At 71.4% G+C, this 14,813-nt stretch carries 11 protein-coding genes and 1 pseudogene; 5 read left to right on the top strand and 7 right to left on the bottom strand.

All coding sequences use genetic code 11. The annotated features are described in order from the left end of the window. Positions 1–96: 96 nt before the first annotated feature. Together FCN22_RS20450 and FCN22_RS20455 are read right to left on the bottom strand one after the other, a co-directional pair. Complete coding sequence (locus FCN22_RS20450; RefSeq protein ID WP_137123412.1) at positions 97–789, bottom strand: TetR/AcrR family transcriptional regulator; 693 nt, start codon at positions 787–789, stop codon at positions 97–99. Then, positions 782–1,270: a PPOX class F420-dependent oxidoreductase gene (locus FCN22_RS20455; RefSeq protein ID WP_137123413.1), complete on the bottom strand. Its 489-nt coding sequence runs from the start codon at positions 1,268–1,270 to the stop codon at positions 782–784. The genes FCN22_RS20450 and FCN22_RS20455 overlap by 8 nt, the downstream gene beginning before the upstream one ends. A 178-nt stretch (positions 1,271–1,448) precedes the next feature. Here FCN22_RS20455 and FCN22_RS20460 point away from each other — a divergent pair, with 178 nt between their 5' ends. After that, on the top strand, positions 1,449–2,069 hold the full coding sequence (locus tag FCN22_RS20460; protein WP_137123414.1) for a hypothetical protein: 621 nt from the start codon (positions 1,449–1,451) through the stop codon (positions 2,067–2,069). A gap of 46 nt (positions 2,070–2,115) precedes the next feature. Here FCN22_RS20460 and FCN22_RS20465 read toward each other — a convergent pair whose 3' ends face one another. Both FCN22_RS20465 and FCN22_RS20470 read right to left on the bottom strand, forming a co-directional pair. Continuing rightward, a complete protein-coding gene (locus FCN22_RS20465) occupies positions 2,116–2,877 on the bottom strand; it encodes a matrixin family metalloprotease (protein ID WP_162308278.1) in 762 nt (253 codons plus the stop codon). 345 nt (positions 2,878–3,222) lie between these two features. After that, positions 3,223–4,269: a class I SAM-dependent methyltransferase gene (locus tag FCN22_RS20470; protein WP_162308279.1), complete on the bottom strand. Its 1,047-nt coding sequence runs from the start codon at positions 4,267–4,269 to the stop codon at positions 3,223–3,225. A 162-nt stretch (positions 4,270–4,431) separates the two neighbouring features. Between FCN22_RS20470 and FCN22_RS20475 the strand changes: the two genes are divergently transcribed. Beyond that, a complete protein-coding gene (locus FCN22_RS20475) occupies positions 4,432–5,118 on the top strand; it encodes a winged helix-turn-helix transcriptional regulator (RefSeq protein WP_137123417.1) in 687 nt (228 codons plus the stop codon). Positions 5,119–5,151: 33 nt separating this feature from the next. Here FCN22_RS20475 and FCN22_RS20480 read toward each other — a convergent pair whose 3' ends face one another. After that, a complete protein-coding gene (locus tag FCN22_RS20480; protein WP_202911720.1) occupies positions 5,152–8,529 on the bottom strand; it encodes a UvrD-helicase domain-containing protein in 3,378 nt (1,125 codons plus the stop codon). Further along, positions 8,526–11,654, bottom strand: coding sequence for a PD-(D/E)XK nuclease family protein (locus tag FCN22_RS20485; protein WP_202911721.1), 3,129 nt, complete (start codon positions 11,652–11,654; stop codon positions 8,526–8,528). Before FCN22_RS20485 ends, FCN22_RS20480 begins: the two co-directional genes overlap by 4 nt. A 183-nt stretch (positions 11,655–11,837) precedes the next feature. Here FCN22_RS20485 and FCN22_RS20490 point away from each other — a divergent pair, with 183 nt between their 5' ends. Both FCN22_RS20490 and FCN22_RS20495 read left to right on the top strand, forming a co-directional pair. Beyond that, positions 11,838–12,035 (top strand): DUF1918 domain-containing protein, encoded by a 198-nt coding sequence (locus FCN22_RS20490; protein ID WP_137123418.1) that lies wholly within the window; start codon positions 11,838–11,840, stop codon positions 12,033–12,035. 71 nt (positions 12,036–12,106) lie between these two features. Next, the gene (locus FCN22_RS20495) at positions 12,107–13,324 is read left to right on the top strand and encodes an esterase-like activity of phytase family protein (RefSeq protein WP_137123419.1); all 1,218 of its coding nucleotides are present in this window, start codon (positions 12,107–12,109) and stop codon (positions 13,322–13,324) included. A gap of 22 nt (positions 13,325–13,346) precedes the next feature. On the opposite strand, the gene FCN22_RS20500 is transcribed toward FCN22_RS20495, so the two are convergent. Beyond that, positions 13,347–13,862: a DNA/RNA helicase domain-containing protein gene (locus FCN22_RS20500; protein WP_137123420.1), complete on the bottom strand. Its 516-nt coding sequence runs from the start codon at positions 13,860–13,862 to the stop codon at positions 13,347–13,349. Between the two features lie 401 nt (positions 13,863–14,263). On the opposite strand from FCN22_RS20500, the pseudogene FCN22_RS20505 reads away from it, so the two are divergent. Further along, positions 14,264–14,813 (top strand): annotated as a pseudogene (locus tag FCN22_RS20505) (hypothetical protein); the annotation flags it as partial.

The following is a 14,813-nucleotide window of genomic DNA, read 5'->3' on the forward strand; positions in this document are numbered from 1 at the left end:
CGCCACGACGACGGCACCTTCGCCTGGCAACCCTGAACTCCCAGCCCCACCCCGCCCCAACTCGGGCGGGGACACAGGCATGTCGGTTTCGCGTCTTCAGCGGAGCAGGGCCGCAACGGCGACGCGAGCGATCGCGTCGACATGCCGGTCCTCGTCGATGCCGGATGGGTGCTCGCCGAACACGTCCCGCATCAGCCAGTAGTGCGCGATGGCGCCGACGAACACCACGGCGACGGCGTCCCAGTCCGCCTCGTGACCGCCACCGGCGTCCTGGCTTCGGAGGTTCTGGCCCCGCGCGTTCTGGCCGCGGGAGGTGCGGCGTGAGCTTTGCTCGGCCAGCCCAGCCAGGAGCGCGGCAGTCGCGTCCTGTGCTCGGCGGAGCTCCTCGTCGCGGAAGCGCGCCATGAGTTGGGGGAAGGCCTCGAGCCCACGGAAGAGCAGGCGGTTGAGGTCGCGGTCCTGGTCGAGCCGGGCAAGTCCGGCCCTGGCCGTCTCCACCATGATGGTGTTCAGCGCCGCTTCGGCGTCAGCCCGGCGGCGGGGAAGGGAGCGGCTTGCGGTCTCCTCGAGGCGCGCGGTGAGCTCCGGCGTTCCCTGCAGGAGCTGGTCCAGCCCGGCGCTGAGCAGCTCCTGTTTGGAGGCGAAGTGCTTGTAGAGGCTGCCGGACCCCGGCGACAGGCCGGCCGCCTGCTCGATCATGGCGATGGAGGTAGCGGCGTAACCGTGTTCGCCGAAGAGGCGCATGGCCTCGCGCAGGAGCCGCTGGCGCGTGGGGGCACCATCACTCATCCGGAGTCTCGCTCGGCACGTTCGGCCGGCTGGACTTGCGCGATTCATTCACTGCCTCCGACGCGCTCGGACGGGTCAGCTCGTAGTGCAGGGTGCGCCACCCACGCATCCGGTGGTAGCGCGGGATCAGTATGCCGTGCAGCACCGGGTGGCGTGCCGCGAGCAGGTCGGCGGCAACCTTCGCCTCGACGCCCTTGAGCAGCCGTACCGTTGCCGGGATCGGCTCGCCCACCGGACGCCCGCGGAAGGTCGACGGCGCCAGCTCCACCCTCTTGGTGTGCCGCACCCGCTTGGCCTTGCCCGTCGTGTGCCAGGTCCGGAAGTAGCCCCGCTCGCCGTCCGGTGGGGCGGCCAGGTGCACCGGCGTGCCGACCGGTGTCCCGTTGCGGCGGAAGGTGACCAGTTGTATGTAGGTGCGGCGGCTCAGCGCGCCGAAGTAACCTCCGGTGGCTCGACCGCGGCCCTGTCGTCCAGCATTCATGGAGAGAACGTAACAATGGGTCGCTTGCCGCAGCAAGTGATTACTTGCCGGGGAGGGCGGCAGTGCGCGTCGAGGGTCACGTGCTTGCCACGGTAAACATTCGTGTGAGGGCGTTCCCGGTGGCTACCGTGCAGGGACGCCGCCCGGACGGTGTGCGGATGACTGGATGGGGGCGGCAGTGCCAGGACAACTGATCGGTTCGCTCATCGGAGGGGCCTTCGGGTTCATCTATGTCGAGGTGAACGCAGGGGCCCTCCCGGGAGCCGCCGCCTGGGCGGCGCGAGTGCTCGGGGTCGTGGCGCTGGCGGCACTGCTGCTCGCGGCCCGTCGCCGATCCGTGGGCGCTGCAGCTGGTGGCACAGACACCGAGGGCGACGCCGTGCCGGGGGCGGGGACCACACTCGACACAGTCGCTTCCGGGGCGCGTGGGCCCGTCTTCGGCCGCGGCTACTGGATCGTCGTCGCGGTGGAGTTCCTGGCGATCGTTGCCGGGGTTCGTCTGCTCGCAGGTCCGCTCGACCGACCGGAGGCGGGAGTGGCCTGGGTGTCGCTGGTGGTTGGCGCGCACTTCTTCGAACTGGCGGTGCACTTCGCGCGGCGTTTCTTTCACGTGCTCGGCGCCGCGATCGCGTTGTCCGGTGCGGTCGGGCTGGTCATCGACTTCGCCGGGGGATCGGCGGCTGTTGTGGCCGTGGTGGCGGGCATCATCCCCGGGGCAATCCTGATGGCCTTCGCGGGCTGGGGACTGCACACACGTGCACCATCGCTCCTCACCGAGCAGTCCCGCGATCGGACCTGAGTAGCGACGGAATGGGCGCGAGACCTGCCTCTTTCGCGATCCTGGCTCAGGTGTCGAAGTAGCACTTCCCGAGTCCGAGCTCGTGCAGTCCGCGCAGGTCTCCGTCGCCGAACGCCACCCGACCGTTGTTCTCCGGGTACATCAACTGGTGCGCGTCGGGCACGTGGGCGAGACCGACCAAGTGACCGAGCTCATGCATCACGATCGCCCGTGCCTGCTGGTGGCCGTCCGGTCGCGCCAGGATCCGGCGTATCGCCGGGCCGTCCAGGGAGACGATGCCCGTGACGTAGCGGGGCTGGCTCGTGCGTCCCTTCTGCCGCGTGCTGCCGCCTATACCGGCGACTCGCCCGCGCAGCCTCGGATCTTGGGCTGGCGTGGTCCAGGCCACGAGCACCGGTGACCACCGGTCGCCATACCGCCTGTCCTGCTCCGGCCGCTCCTTGCTGGGCAGCTCGTCGGTCGGTCCGTCGATGACGAAGACGAGTCCGGTGGCGTGGGACACCTCGCGGGTCGCCTCGCGCAACAGCCGGTCGGCACCGGCTGGCGCCGACGCGTTGCTGACCACCACGTGGATGGGGCGGCACGGGTCGTAGGCGACGGGCACGTCCGGTCGGCCAGGCAGGTGCGCCATGAAGCGGTACCCGCCCTCGCCGGCAGGTGCGGGAGGCGGCGTCCCCAGCGGGTCGCGACGCGCGTCGGTCGGGATCGGCGGGGTGTCGCCGGCCTGTTGCACGACGCGGAGGACGGACAGCGGCACGTGCTTGGTGCCGACGGCAAGGGTGCCGACGAGCAGCAGCCCGATCGGCACGACAAGGATCGCACGGCTGCGATGGCGGCCGTGGTCAGAACGTCGCTGTCGAGCCGGCCGCACAGTGCGCGGTAGGACCGGGAGAGGCTCCGGCGCCTCGTGGTCGAGCCGGTCCAGCTCGGCAAGGCGTCGCCTCATCCAGCGCCGTCGACGGGCAGGGCCGAACGTGACCGCGTCCCAGCACTTGGCTCGCCCCCTCCCCGACATGCTGCGCGCTTCGTCCTCTCCGGTCGTGGTGCCCGCCGACGGCAGTCCGTGAAGCCTGCCAGCCGGCGCGCCGGGGCAACCATCGGCCGAACGGGTGATTCTCGCCTGCCGGCAGAGCCCGAGCGGCTGACGGACCGCCTACTCGAGCGGTCGCCTCGCGAACGTCACGGCGTGCACCGGCGTCAGCTCGAGGTGGCCGAGGTCGACGAAGCCATGGCGGGTGAGCAGCTCGTCATACGTGCGTCGGGGCAGCAGCTGGTCGTCGATCTGGGCCTCGAAGAACTGGATGGCCGCCAGGATCCGTCCCGGCACGGAGCGCAGCGTCTCGTCGTCCTCGGGGAAGGGGAAGTCGGAGATGCAGAACCACCCGCCCGGCTCGAGCGACCGGCGGACCCGCCGGGTGACCTCGTCGATGTCGCGGCACTCGTGCATGGCGAGGTTGGACACCACGACGCCGAACTCACCCTCGCTGTCCAGCTCCTCCAAGGGGTTGTGCAGGAAGTCCACCCGGTCGCCCAGGCCGGTGCCGTCGATGCCCCGGCGGGCGATCGCGATGGAGGCGGCGTCACCGTCGACGCCGACAACGCGGCACCGCGGGTAGTGCTCGGCGAGCCGCCGCAGGCCGAGCCCGAGTCCCGACCCGAGGTCGGCCACGGTGGTGCCGTCGCGGAGCCGCCGGGCAACGTCGGGTATCTGGTCGAGCGCGCCGGGGACGAGGCGCGTGTAGAAGGGTGTGGACGTGCGCGACACGGCACGGAGCATGTCGGGACTGCACTCGTCCCACCACAGCCGCGTGCCACGGAGCTCCTTCTCGAACCGGTCGAAGAACTCCGGCTGGGAGAAGATGTCGAACATCGCACCGACGTAGGCCGGTGAGGTGTCGTCGAGCAACAGGGTGGCCAGGTGTGGCGCGAGCTCGAGCCGGCCTTCGGCGCGGACGCCGACGCCGCTCGCCACGGCCCCCTGGCACCACACCGAGACGTAGAACGGATCGAGCCCGAGGGCCTGCGCGAGGTCGTCCGGCGTCGTCGCCGTGCCGTTCGCCAGTTCGCGGATCAGGCCGGTGCGCAGCCCGATCGCGATGGTGCGGTAGCCGGCATACCCGGCCACCTGGGTGAGGAGCGCGCCCGCCTGCTGCTGCATGGTCGGCGCGGTGACGGTCGCTGGTGCGCTGGTGGTGCTCATGATCTTCCTCCGGTGCATTGGGGCCGCGGTCGGGCCCGGCTTCCAGCGTCCGCCGGCCCGCACACGGTGGGTAGTTCCAGATCTGTACCGGCACGCTTCAGAATCAGTAGTGACACTGCCGGGCTGGTCCTTCTACCGTGGTGGCAGCAAGGACGGTGACCCATGGGCGGCTACGGACAGTTCTGCCCCATCGCCAAGGCGATGGAGCTGTTCGACCAGCGGTGGACCATGCTCGTGATGAGGGAGGTCGTCACCGGCAGCAGCCGGTTCAACGAGATCCGGCGGGGTGTCCCCAAGATCTCTCCTGCACTGCTGTCCACCCGCCTCCGGCAGCTGCAGCGAGCCGGCCTGATCGAGCGACTAGACGGCCACGGCCACATCGACTACGAGCCGACCGCGGCCGGCAGGGAGCTCGGCGAGGTGCTGGAGACGATCGGTCGCTGGGGCACCCGGTGGATCGGCGAGATCGGTGACGAGGACCTCGACCCGCACCTGCTGCTGTGGGACATGCGGCGGCGGGTGGAGCTCGAGGAGCTGCCCGCGCGGCGCGTCGTCGTGGAGTTCGTGTTCACCGACCTGACGGGGCCGGGAGCGCGCTGGTGGGCGGTGCTCGACCGGGCTGACCGCGTCCGGCCGGTCGACGTCTGCGACGACGACCCCGGATTCGGGGTCGACCTCCTGCTCACCACCACCCTGCGCACCCTCACCCACATCTGGCGCGGAGACCGCGACTGGTCGGCGGCGGTGCGCGCCGGTGACCTGCTCGTCACCGGACCCCGTAGCCTCGTCCAGGCGCTGCCGCGCTGGTTCACCCTGTCGATGTTTGCCGGGGTGCCCCGCCCGGCCTGACCATCGTCACGCCGACTTCAGCGGCGCAGCCGGCTATGGCGTGGCTTCCTCGACGTCGACGGCCGTCGCGGAACCGGGGCGGGTGAACAGCAGAGTGGTCCGGGCCGGCGGCTCATCGGTCGCGCAGCTGAGCATGTCCGCGTAGGCACGCACCTGGGGCGCGTAGTAGACGACCCGGCTGGGCACCGCGGCATCGGGGACGTCGTCGGTCTTGTAGTCGACGATCACGAGCGAGCCGTCGTCCTCGCGATAGATCAGGTCGACGAAGCCCTCGAGCACCGTGCCGTCGGGCTGCACCGTGCCGACGTAGGACTCGCGCCAGTGCGGTCGGGCTGCCGCGCGCTGCAGGACGTCGGACTCGAGAGCCGAGTGCGCGAGGTCGCGGACCAACGGGGCGAACTCGACGACCCCCTCGGCGACGCACTGGGCCGCCACCGCGTCGTCCAGACCGGTGCCCGTGGCAAGGTCGACCACCTGCAGCACACCGTGGACAGCCCGACCCACCGCCGACCCGTAGCGGCCCTTGGACCACGCGGGCAGCTCGACGTCACGACCACCCTTGGCGGTGCCGGCCACCTCGTCCAGGTCTGAGGCATCGGCCACCTCCGCCTGCGCGAAGCCCTCGCTCGCCGAATCGTCAGCGGCCAGAGCGTCGGGTGGTTGGCCGACCCCAGCCAACGCGACCTCCGGGTCGGTGCCCTCGAGGCCGGAGGCGCTTTGTGCGGGTATGACGCGACTCGCCTCCGCAGAGGCGCTCACCTCGGCGAACCACCGGTCGAAGTCTGGTGGGGGAGCCACCGGCACCCGCTCCCGGGTGCGCACGGACTCGCCCACGTCATCGGGGAGCCCCACCGCGTCGGCGGCCGTCCCTGCCCCTGCGTCGGCGAGCTGACGCGCGTTGGTGTCACGCTTGCCGGACCGGTGCAGCGAGACCACCAGGTGGTCCCGCGCCCGCGTCGCGGCGACGTACATCAGGCGAAGCCGCTCGTAGGAGCCCATCTGCTCGTCGAGCGGCACCTGGTCCTGGAAGTCGTCGGTCTCCAGGCCCTTGCCCAGGGCCACGGCATACCCGTCGTCCTTCCAGAAGAAGCGGACACCGCGCCCCGGGTTGGGTGCCGACGTCATACCGGACAGCACGACCATCGGGAACTCGAGCCCCTTGGCGGCGTGCACGGTCATGATCCGCACGGAGTCGGTGTCGGTCTCGGGCAGCACCGCCTCGGCGACGCGCGAACCCTCGACCGATTGCGCGGCGGCCCAGGCGAGGTAGGACCGCAACCCGCCGTGCTCGACCTCCGACCAGGCACGGGCCTGGTCGATGACGAAGCGCAGCCGCCGCCAGCTGTCGCGTGCCCGCGGCCCGAAGACGGCGACCTCGAACATCCGCCGGTCGACCGCGATCGCGCCGAGCACCTCGCTGGGAGTCATCCAGCGCGAACGGCGGTGCAGCCGCTTCAGATAGGCGACTGCCTGCCCGACCGGGTGCGAGGCCAGCCCGTCCGGCGCCGGCGCGAGGAGGTGGAACGCGCCGCCGCCCCGCTTCCACGTCCACAGGTCGTCGTCACCGCAGCCGAAGAGCGGCGAGCGCAAGGTGGTGACCAGGGCGAACGCGTCGGACGGGTCGGCGATCGCGCGCACGGCGGCGAACAGGTCGCGCACCTCGGCGGCGTGGTAGACCAGCGAGCTCGACTCGGTGCGGTAGAGGACGCCTGCGGCATCGAGCGCGGCCTCGAGGAAGGGCAGCGACGTGCGCGCAGGCAGCAGCACCGTGATGTCGCCGGCGCGCATGGGCCGCCAGCGCGTCGTCTCCTCGCCGCCCGGTGTGGTGGGCGGCACCGACTCCTGCGTGGTCCAGCCCTCGTCGAGTGCCCGCACGATGGCGCGGACCACGTCGTCGGCCTCGAGCTCGCGCAACTCGTCGGCGGCGACCTTGCCGGGGTGCTCCTCCGCGCCCACCACGGTGACCGGGTCGCCGACCGTCGGCTCGCCGCGGTGCAGGTCGAGCGGCTGGTAGTGCGGCTGCTTCTCGGCGTCGGCCCGGATCAGCGTGCCGAAGACCTCGTTGACCCAGCGCAGGATCGGCGCAACGGTGCGGAAGTTGGTGGTGAGCGACACCTCGTCGCCGATCACCCGTTGCGCGCGCAGGTACATCGCGATGTCGGCGCGGCGGAAGCGGTAGATCGACTGCTTCGGGTCGCCGACGACGAAGAGCGACCCGGGCGGCACGACCACGTCCTCCCACCGGTCCTGCGTTGCCGCAGCGCCTCCGGCGATCCGGGTGGCGATCTCGATCTGGATCGGGTCGGTGTCCTGGAACTCGTCGAGCAGCAGCCGCTGGTAACGCTGTTGCAGCGCCGCGCGCACCTCGGCGTCGTCGCGCAGCAGGTTGCGGGTCAGCACGAGCAGGTCGTGGAACTCCAACCGCCCGTCGCCGCGCCGCTCCTGTGCAGCGGCAAGGACGCGTATGCCGCACCAGTGCACCAGCGAGCGCAACACCATCTCGACGACTGCGCCGACCAGGCGCGCCGCCGAGGCCTTCCACTCCTCGCAGTCGGACCTGATCTGGTCGAGGGCGCCACCCCAGTTGGCCTTGCGGCCGAAGCTGAACTTGAGCTCGGCCGCAGCCCGAAGCGCGGTGAGCTGGGCGGTCGTGTCGTCCCCGGCCGTTGCGAGCCCGGCGGTCCACTGGGCCAGCGACTCGAGCCTCTGCACGAACTTGTCGTCGGGGTCGCTGCACCGATCGGCCATGGACGCCAGCCGCTCCGCCTCCGCACGCAACGCGGTCACATCGGGTGCCGAGGCCATGGGCGGTTGCCCCGGAGCGACGACGTGTTGCTCGACCAGGTCCCAGTCGGCATTGAGCCGGGTGATGAGCGCTCGGACGTGCTCCAGCTTGATGCCGACAGCAAGCGCGAGCTCGAGGGTCGGAGCCATCTCGTCGGAGTCCAGCAGCTCGGTGCGCAGGGCGGTCCAGCGCGCCTCGAACGCCACCGAGGAGGCGACCTCGTCGAGCACCTCCACGAGTGGTGGGATGCCCGCCTCGATGGGGTGCTCGGCCAGGATGCGCTGGGCGAAGGAGTGCAGGGTGCCGATCGCCGCGGTGTCGAGCCCGTCGAGCGCCTTGTCGGCGAGCGCCGCACGGTCGGGTCGCTTGGCCAGCTCGTAGTGCGCGGCGTTCTCGAGCCGCGCCCGAAGCCGGTCGCGCAGCTCGGCGCCGGCCCGCTCGGTGAAGGTCACGGCCGCGATCGCGTCGATGGGGACGCCGTCGTCGACTACCAGGGTCTGGATGCGGCTGACCAGTCTGGTGGTCTTGCCGGAGCCGGCCCCGGCCTCGACGAAGAGGGTGCGCCCGGTGTCGCGTCGGATGGCGTCTCGCGCCGCTGCGTCGGTCAGCTCGCGGATGGCGGTCATCGCAGCACCTCCTGCTCGTCGATCGGCCGCTCATCGGGCGGTATCGCGTCCGGCTCGACCAGGCGGGTGTAGTCGACCAGGGTCGGCGCGAGTCGCTTGGCCTCCCACCGTCGTCGGACATCGGAGTGGCCGAGGCCGTCCGGGTTGCAGAAGGGGCACTGCACCCACGCGAAGTCGGGCTTCTCCGGCGCCCGAGCCGGGAAGGCTCCGCGCGCCATGGCGTCGGCGATCACGGTGAGCGTCTCGGCATACGTCTGCTGCACCTCGTCGGTGAGTGGCACCTGCACCCGGGTGCCGGCGTCCTTGCGGACGAACCAGTACATCGCCTCGACCGGCGTGCTCGCGCTGCCGTAGCGTGCCCGGGCCGCGTGCGCGTAGACGGGCAGCTGGAGCTTTTCGCCCCCGGCCACGGGGTTGGCCGCGGACAGGTCCTTGAACCGTCGGGCGCTGCCGGTCTTGATGTCGGTGACCAGGAGCGTGCCGTCGCGGCGCTGGTCGACCTTGTCGGCGCTGCCACGGAACGAGATGGTGCCGCCCTCGACCGGCACGTCGACCCCGGGCTGCCCGCGCATGCCGAAGGCGAGCTCGCTGTCGACGACCCGCGCGTCCTGGTCCGCCCGCCAGGCGTCGTCGTCGGCGAGCATCCAGTCGAGGGTGGCCAACAGGTTGGTGCGGGTGCGGGCCCACAGCAACGGATGGCCGGTGCGGCCTTGTGCCTCATAGGCATCCGCCCGCGCCAGACCGATCTCCTGCAGGCGGGCCCGCTGCTCGTCGGTCCACGGCTGCCCGAACCCGGGCAGGTCGTCCTCGAACTCGGTCAGCAGCTGGTCGAAGCTCTCGTGGATCAGGTTGCCGATGTCGAGCACGCTGATCTCGACCTGCTCCTCGGGGTCCTCCGACGGTGCCACCCGCAGCATCCGCTGGACGAAGTACTCGTGCGGGCAGAGGGCATAGCGCTCCAGCGCCGTGGGGGAGACCGACCCCGTGCCGGCGACCAGGTCGGGCAGCCCGTCCTGACCCGCGAGATTGCCGTCGTAGCGGGTGAATTCGCTCGAGGCTCGCGCCCGCCGCATCGCGAGGGCGCTGTCGACGGTGGCGTCGTCGAGGTCGACTCCCGCGGAGGCGGCGCGGGCGCGCCACTCCTGCTCGGTGCTCGGCGAGGCGGTGGCGAGCAGCGAGCCGGCGAAGGACGGTGAGGTGGACAGCCAGTCGCCGGTGGCACGCTGCCACTCGGTGGCCTGCAAGCTGTCGACGCCGCTGAGTGCGCGCATCGAGGGCAGCAGCCAGCGGCTCGGAAGGCGGTGGGTATGCCGTCGCAGGTCGCCGCGGGGGAAGCTCGCCACGACCGTGTCCGCCGACGCGAAAGCGGCCAGCAGCTGGCGGTGTTCGCGGTCGACGCTGGCCCGGATGGAGGGCAGCTCACCGCCCGTGAGGGTGCGGACGCGGTCGGGCAACAGCGAGTCGTCGTGGAGCCGCCCGGGGTAGAGGTCCTCCGACAGGCCCACGACGTGCACCAGGTCGAGGTCGAGCCCGACCGCGCTGGTGATGGGTGCGACCAGCACCCCCTCGCCGAACCGCCCGACCCGCGGCAGCGCCGACTCCAGCTCGAGGGCCAGCACCTCCTCGAGCGCGGCGAGCGAGGGCGGTGTCCCGGTGGTGTCGAGCGCGGCCAGGCCGGCGAGCGCACGGTCGATGACGCCGGAGGCGTACTGCTCCTCGGCCGGCATCCGCGCCACGTCCTCGAGGGGCACCAGCGTGTGCAGCAGGTCGAGGCACCACGTGCCGAGGTCGGCCCAGGTCTGCACGGAACCGGCTTCGTCGAACTCACGCTGCAGCCCGGTCACGAACGCGCGCAGCTCGGCGGCGGTCTGCTTCTCGCGCTCGGCCCGCTCGATCCGCGGCTCGTAGGGCTCCTCCTGGGCGCGCTCGGTCGCGATGAGCTGGTCCTGCCCCTCCATGTAGGTGACCAGCCGCTGGTCCCAGTGCTCGCCCCCGACGACGCCGGCCTCGCGGGACACCCGCTCCCAGCGGGAGACGCTGATCCGCGCGCCGGTCAGGTCGTGCGCACCCACCTCCCCGAGGGCGCGGAAGACGTCGCCGCGGCGGTAGTCGCCACGGGACACCTCGAGCAACCCGAGGACCAGCCGCGACAGGGCGCGCTCGCTGACCGGCCGGACTCCGGGCCCGTTGGTCGTGATGCCGGCTGCCCCCAGGTGCTCGTGCAGCAAGCGTGCGTAGGGCGAGCGGTCGGCATACAGGACCGCGACGCGGTGGGCGGGGTGATCGCGCAGGGACCGGACCACCTCGCGGACGACGCACCGGACCTCGTCGTCGGAGTCGGAGGCGTTGACGACCCGGGTGGCGAGGGGCTCGGGGACTTCGGGTGCCTCGGGCAGCTCGACGCCCAGCGCCTCGCAGGTGGAGCTGACGGCAAGGTCGGAACGCGCAGACCCGGTCACACCCGCGATCACGTGCAGGTCGCCGTGCCCGGCGAGCGCCTCGACCAGGGCGGTCTCGGCCCGGTGCAGCTCCTGGGGGAGGTAGAGGACCAGGCGACCGAGCGATGTGGTGAGTTCCGGCTGCTCGCGGACCAGTCGGGTGGCGGTCGTGAGGAGGTCGGTCACGTCATACCAGTGCTCGGCGAGGTCGGCAGTGGTCTCGCGATGGAGGCGGACGACGTCCTTGACCAGGGTAGAAGCCGACTCGAGCGTGGTCAGGGCCTCCGTCGAGACGTCGCGCAACCGGCGGCTGGCGAGGGCGATGGCCTGAGCCGTGGCGGGGTGGCCCGCGACTGGCTCGAAGATGCCCGGGTGCGTGTCAAGGCGGGTGCGGATCGCGGCGGCGGTCACCGGCCGGGTGGCGGGACGGCGCTGCTGCGCGGTCAGCGCCGGGGCGGCCAGCTGCTCGGCGAGGCGGGGGAGCGTGGTGACGAAGAGGCCCGCGACACCGGCGCGGCCGTCGACTCCGCGGGCGAGGTGGCGACGCGCGACGATGCCCGCGACGTTGGTGGGGACGAGGACCGTGACCGGCGCCATCGCGTCGCCTCGTTTGGCCTCGGCGACCAGGTCGTGCAGTGCCCGGAGGGCGGGCCTGCCGTAGCTCGTGCTGGTGACGTGGACTCCCACTGGGTGCCTCCCCTGGCTGACTGGCCGCAGGCTACCCGCGAGGGGTGACACGTCGCGAGGCGAGCCCGGTCCGGGGCTGGTGCGGTGGTCGGCGCTCGGCGTGCCTGGCGTCAGACCGGGGCTCCGGAGGTGGTGCGCGGCGCGCTCGTCGCGCCTACGCTGGAGGTTGCGGAGGTGAGAGGTATGCGCGCGAGCCCCGGAGAGCGTCTACGGATCCACGGCCGGCAGGTGGGCGAGCCCACCAAGGAAGGCGAGATCATCGAGGTGAGGGGGGCTGACGGTGGTCCTCCCTACGTCGTCCGGTTCGACGACGGGCACGAGGGCCTGGTGGTGCCCAGCTCCGACTGCGAGATCGTGCCGGCGGCACCCTCCGGCGACTGAGCCGTTGCGCGAGCCGGCATCGGTGGCACACTGACGGGTGGCCCGGTGACTGGCCGGACCATGGTCACGCCATGGAGGTCGAGATGCACGCCCTGCCACGTCACCCGCACCGTGCCCGTTCCGCGGTCCTCGCCCTGACGCTCGGAGTCGGCGTCGCCGGCCTGGGCGCGGCGTCGGGAGCCGCTGCGGCACCGACCGCTGTCGGCCTGGCGGGCACCGGGCAGCAGCCGGCTGTCGTCGTGGGCGCGTCAACGGCCTCCGCGACCACCGCCTCCGCGACCTGCCCCCCGCGGGGATGGGCACTGGGGTTCAGCGACGCGCTGGACAAGCAGGAGGTGCAGGGTGTCGAGGTCGGTGGTCTCTCAGCCCTCGCGCGGGACGTGCGCCGACACGCCTGGGCGGCGATCGAGGACCACTCGGGCGACCAGCCGACCCGGATGTGGTTCCTGCGGGACGTCGCCGGGCCCGGGGACCCGACGGTCAGCGGGACGCTCCTCTTGCGCCACGCGGACGGCACGCCATACGACGGGAGCAGTTTCGACGCCGAGGGGCTCGCGGTATTGCCGACCGGACAGTACGTCGTGAGCAGCGAGGTGGAACCGTCGATCCACATCTTCGGCCGCGATGGCGTGGAGGTCGGGCAGCTGCCGGTGCCGGCCCGGTTCCGCGTGGCGCCCGAGGGCCAGGCGACCGACAACGCCACGCTGGAGGGCCTGAGCGTCTCGCGTGACGGCAGCCGGATCTACGCAGCGATGGAGGGCACCCTGTCCGGCGACGTCTCCCGGTCCGGCGACGACACGTTCCGCCGGGTCCTCGTCTACGAACGAGGTGCGAGCGGCTACCACCTCGCCAAGCAGGTGGGCTACCAGCTCGACCCGGGCATGCGGATCTCCGAGGTGAGCAGCTACGGACGGGACTCCCTGCTCGTGATGGAGGCCGCGTGGAACCCCACGGACGGCAACACGATTCGCCTGTATGCCGCGCCGTACCTCAGCGCCGCAGCTGACGTCAGCGAGGTGGCCGACCTGGGTGACTCGCCGGACCTGGTCGCACCGAAGCAGGAGGTCGCGGACGTCACCTCCTGTCCCGATCTCGGCGCGAAAGCCAAGGAGGCACAGACGAACCCGTTGATGGACAACTACGAGGCGATGGCCATCACGCACCTCAGCGGCCACCCCGAGCTCCGGGCAGGTCACGGCCCGCTCTCCGAGGTGGTCCTGTTGTCCGATGACAACTTCAACGACGCCCAGACCACCAGGGTGCTGCGGCTGGCCGCCCAGCTCCCCTGAGCCAGCGGACACCGCGCGGTCGTCACTCCGGGCGCGAAGGGGCGCTGACCCGGGCGAGTTCGCGCAGGTGGTCACGGGTCGGTGCGTCGGCCGAATAGAGCGCGACACCACGCATGCCACGGGTCAACAGCACCTTGTAGACGTTGCGGATCAGTCGGTCGAAGTCCTTCTCGCCGACCTTCGTCGTGTTGCGGAAGTCGGGATCCATGTTGGCCCGGCGCACCGGCAGCCAGCGGCCCTCGCGCCACACCAGGTCTGGGCCGAGGACCACTCCGGCGTAGTCGTATTCGAAGCCCTGGGCCGTGTACACACAGCCGACCTGGCCGAATCCGGCGGGATCGGTGGCCCACAGCGCGGCAGCAGGAGCGCCACCGATCGACCTATCTCCCTTGAGGTTCCACGGTCGGGACCAGCCGTCGATCTGCACGTCGGGCACCAGCGTGCCGTCGGGACGCGGATCGCTCCACGGCCAGCAGTAACCGGCCGCCATACGCGCGCTGTAGCCGTCGTCGAGCCGAGCCCGGAGGTAGGCCTCCATGACCGGTCCGGATCTGCATCTGCTCGGCGATGAGGTCGGCGAAGTGGTGCTCGACGGCGGAGAAGCCGCGGACCGATTGCCGGTACAGCGTCACAGGTCAGAACCCCAGGCAGCACGAAGTGTCTCGTGCTGGTGGGTGCGTGTCCTGTGGCGGAAGCCCGTCGGGCCGCGATTACGAAGGTGACTCTAGTGGGTGGACCTGTCTCGCGACAGCCGGCTGCGGGCCATGGGAGACCGGGCGAGGCCTTCGACCGATCTCGCTTCCCGGCATGCGGGCTGTGGATGACGTGACGTGACCGGGAGAGGATGTGGATAAGTAGGGCGCGAATTAGTTTGTGAGATATGGCGATTCGTTGTTGATCACTCTTTCGTCTGTCGGCGGGGTCGGCTAACATGGATGCATGTTCGAATTCCAGTTCGCCGCGGAGGAGTTCCCGCAGCAGCCCACGGTGCCGGTGGCCGCGGCTGCGGGTGGGTCCGGCCTGCGCGACGGGGTGGCAGGTGACGGCGGGGACGCGGGGGGTCGGCCGGTGCTGGGTGGCGTGCAGGCAGCGGCCACTGCGTTGGCGCGGGCGGCGGAGCAGGAGTCGTGGCGGTTGCAGGAGGACGAGCTGGGGGCGGTCCTGGAGGGGTTGGACTCGGTGCGCCGGGACGTGGAGCGGGTCATGGTCGCGGTGGTGGGTGACGCGGTCGGGCGCAACACGCCGGATGCAGAGGGCCATTCGTCGGGGGCGGACTACGTGGCGTCGCACAGCGCGAGCCTGGACCCGGCGGGCGCGCATCAGGCGGTGCGGGTCGCGGTGGCGTGCCGGTTGGACAAGCACCGGCCGTTGGCGGACGCGGTCGCGGCGGGGAAGGTGCCGGTGCGCAAGGCCGACCGGGTGTTGCGGGCGTTGGAGCAGATCGAGCCGTTCCTCACGTTCGAGGAGTATGTGGCGGATCAGGCGATCA

This window comes from Segeticoccus rhizosphaerae (genome assembly GCF_005222685.1).
Lineage (GTDB): Bacteria > Actinomycetota > Actinomycetes > Actinomycetales > Dermatophilaceae > Segeticoccus > Segeticoccus rhizosphaerae.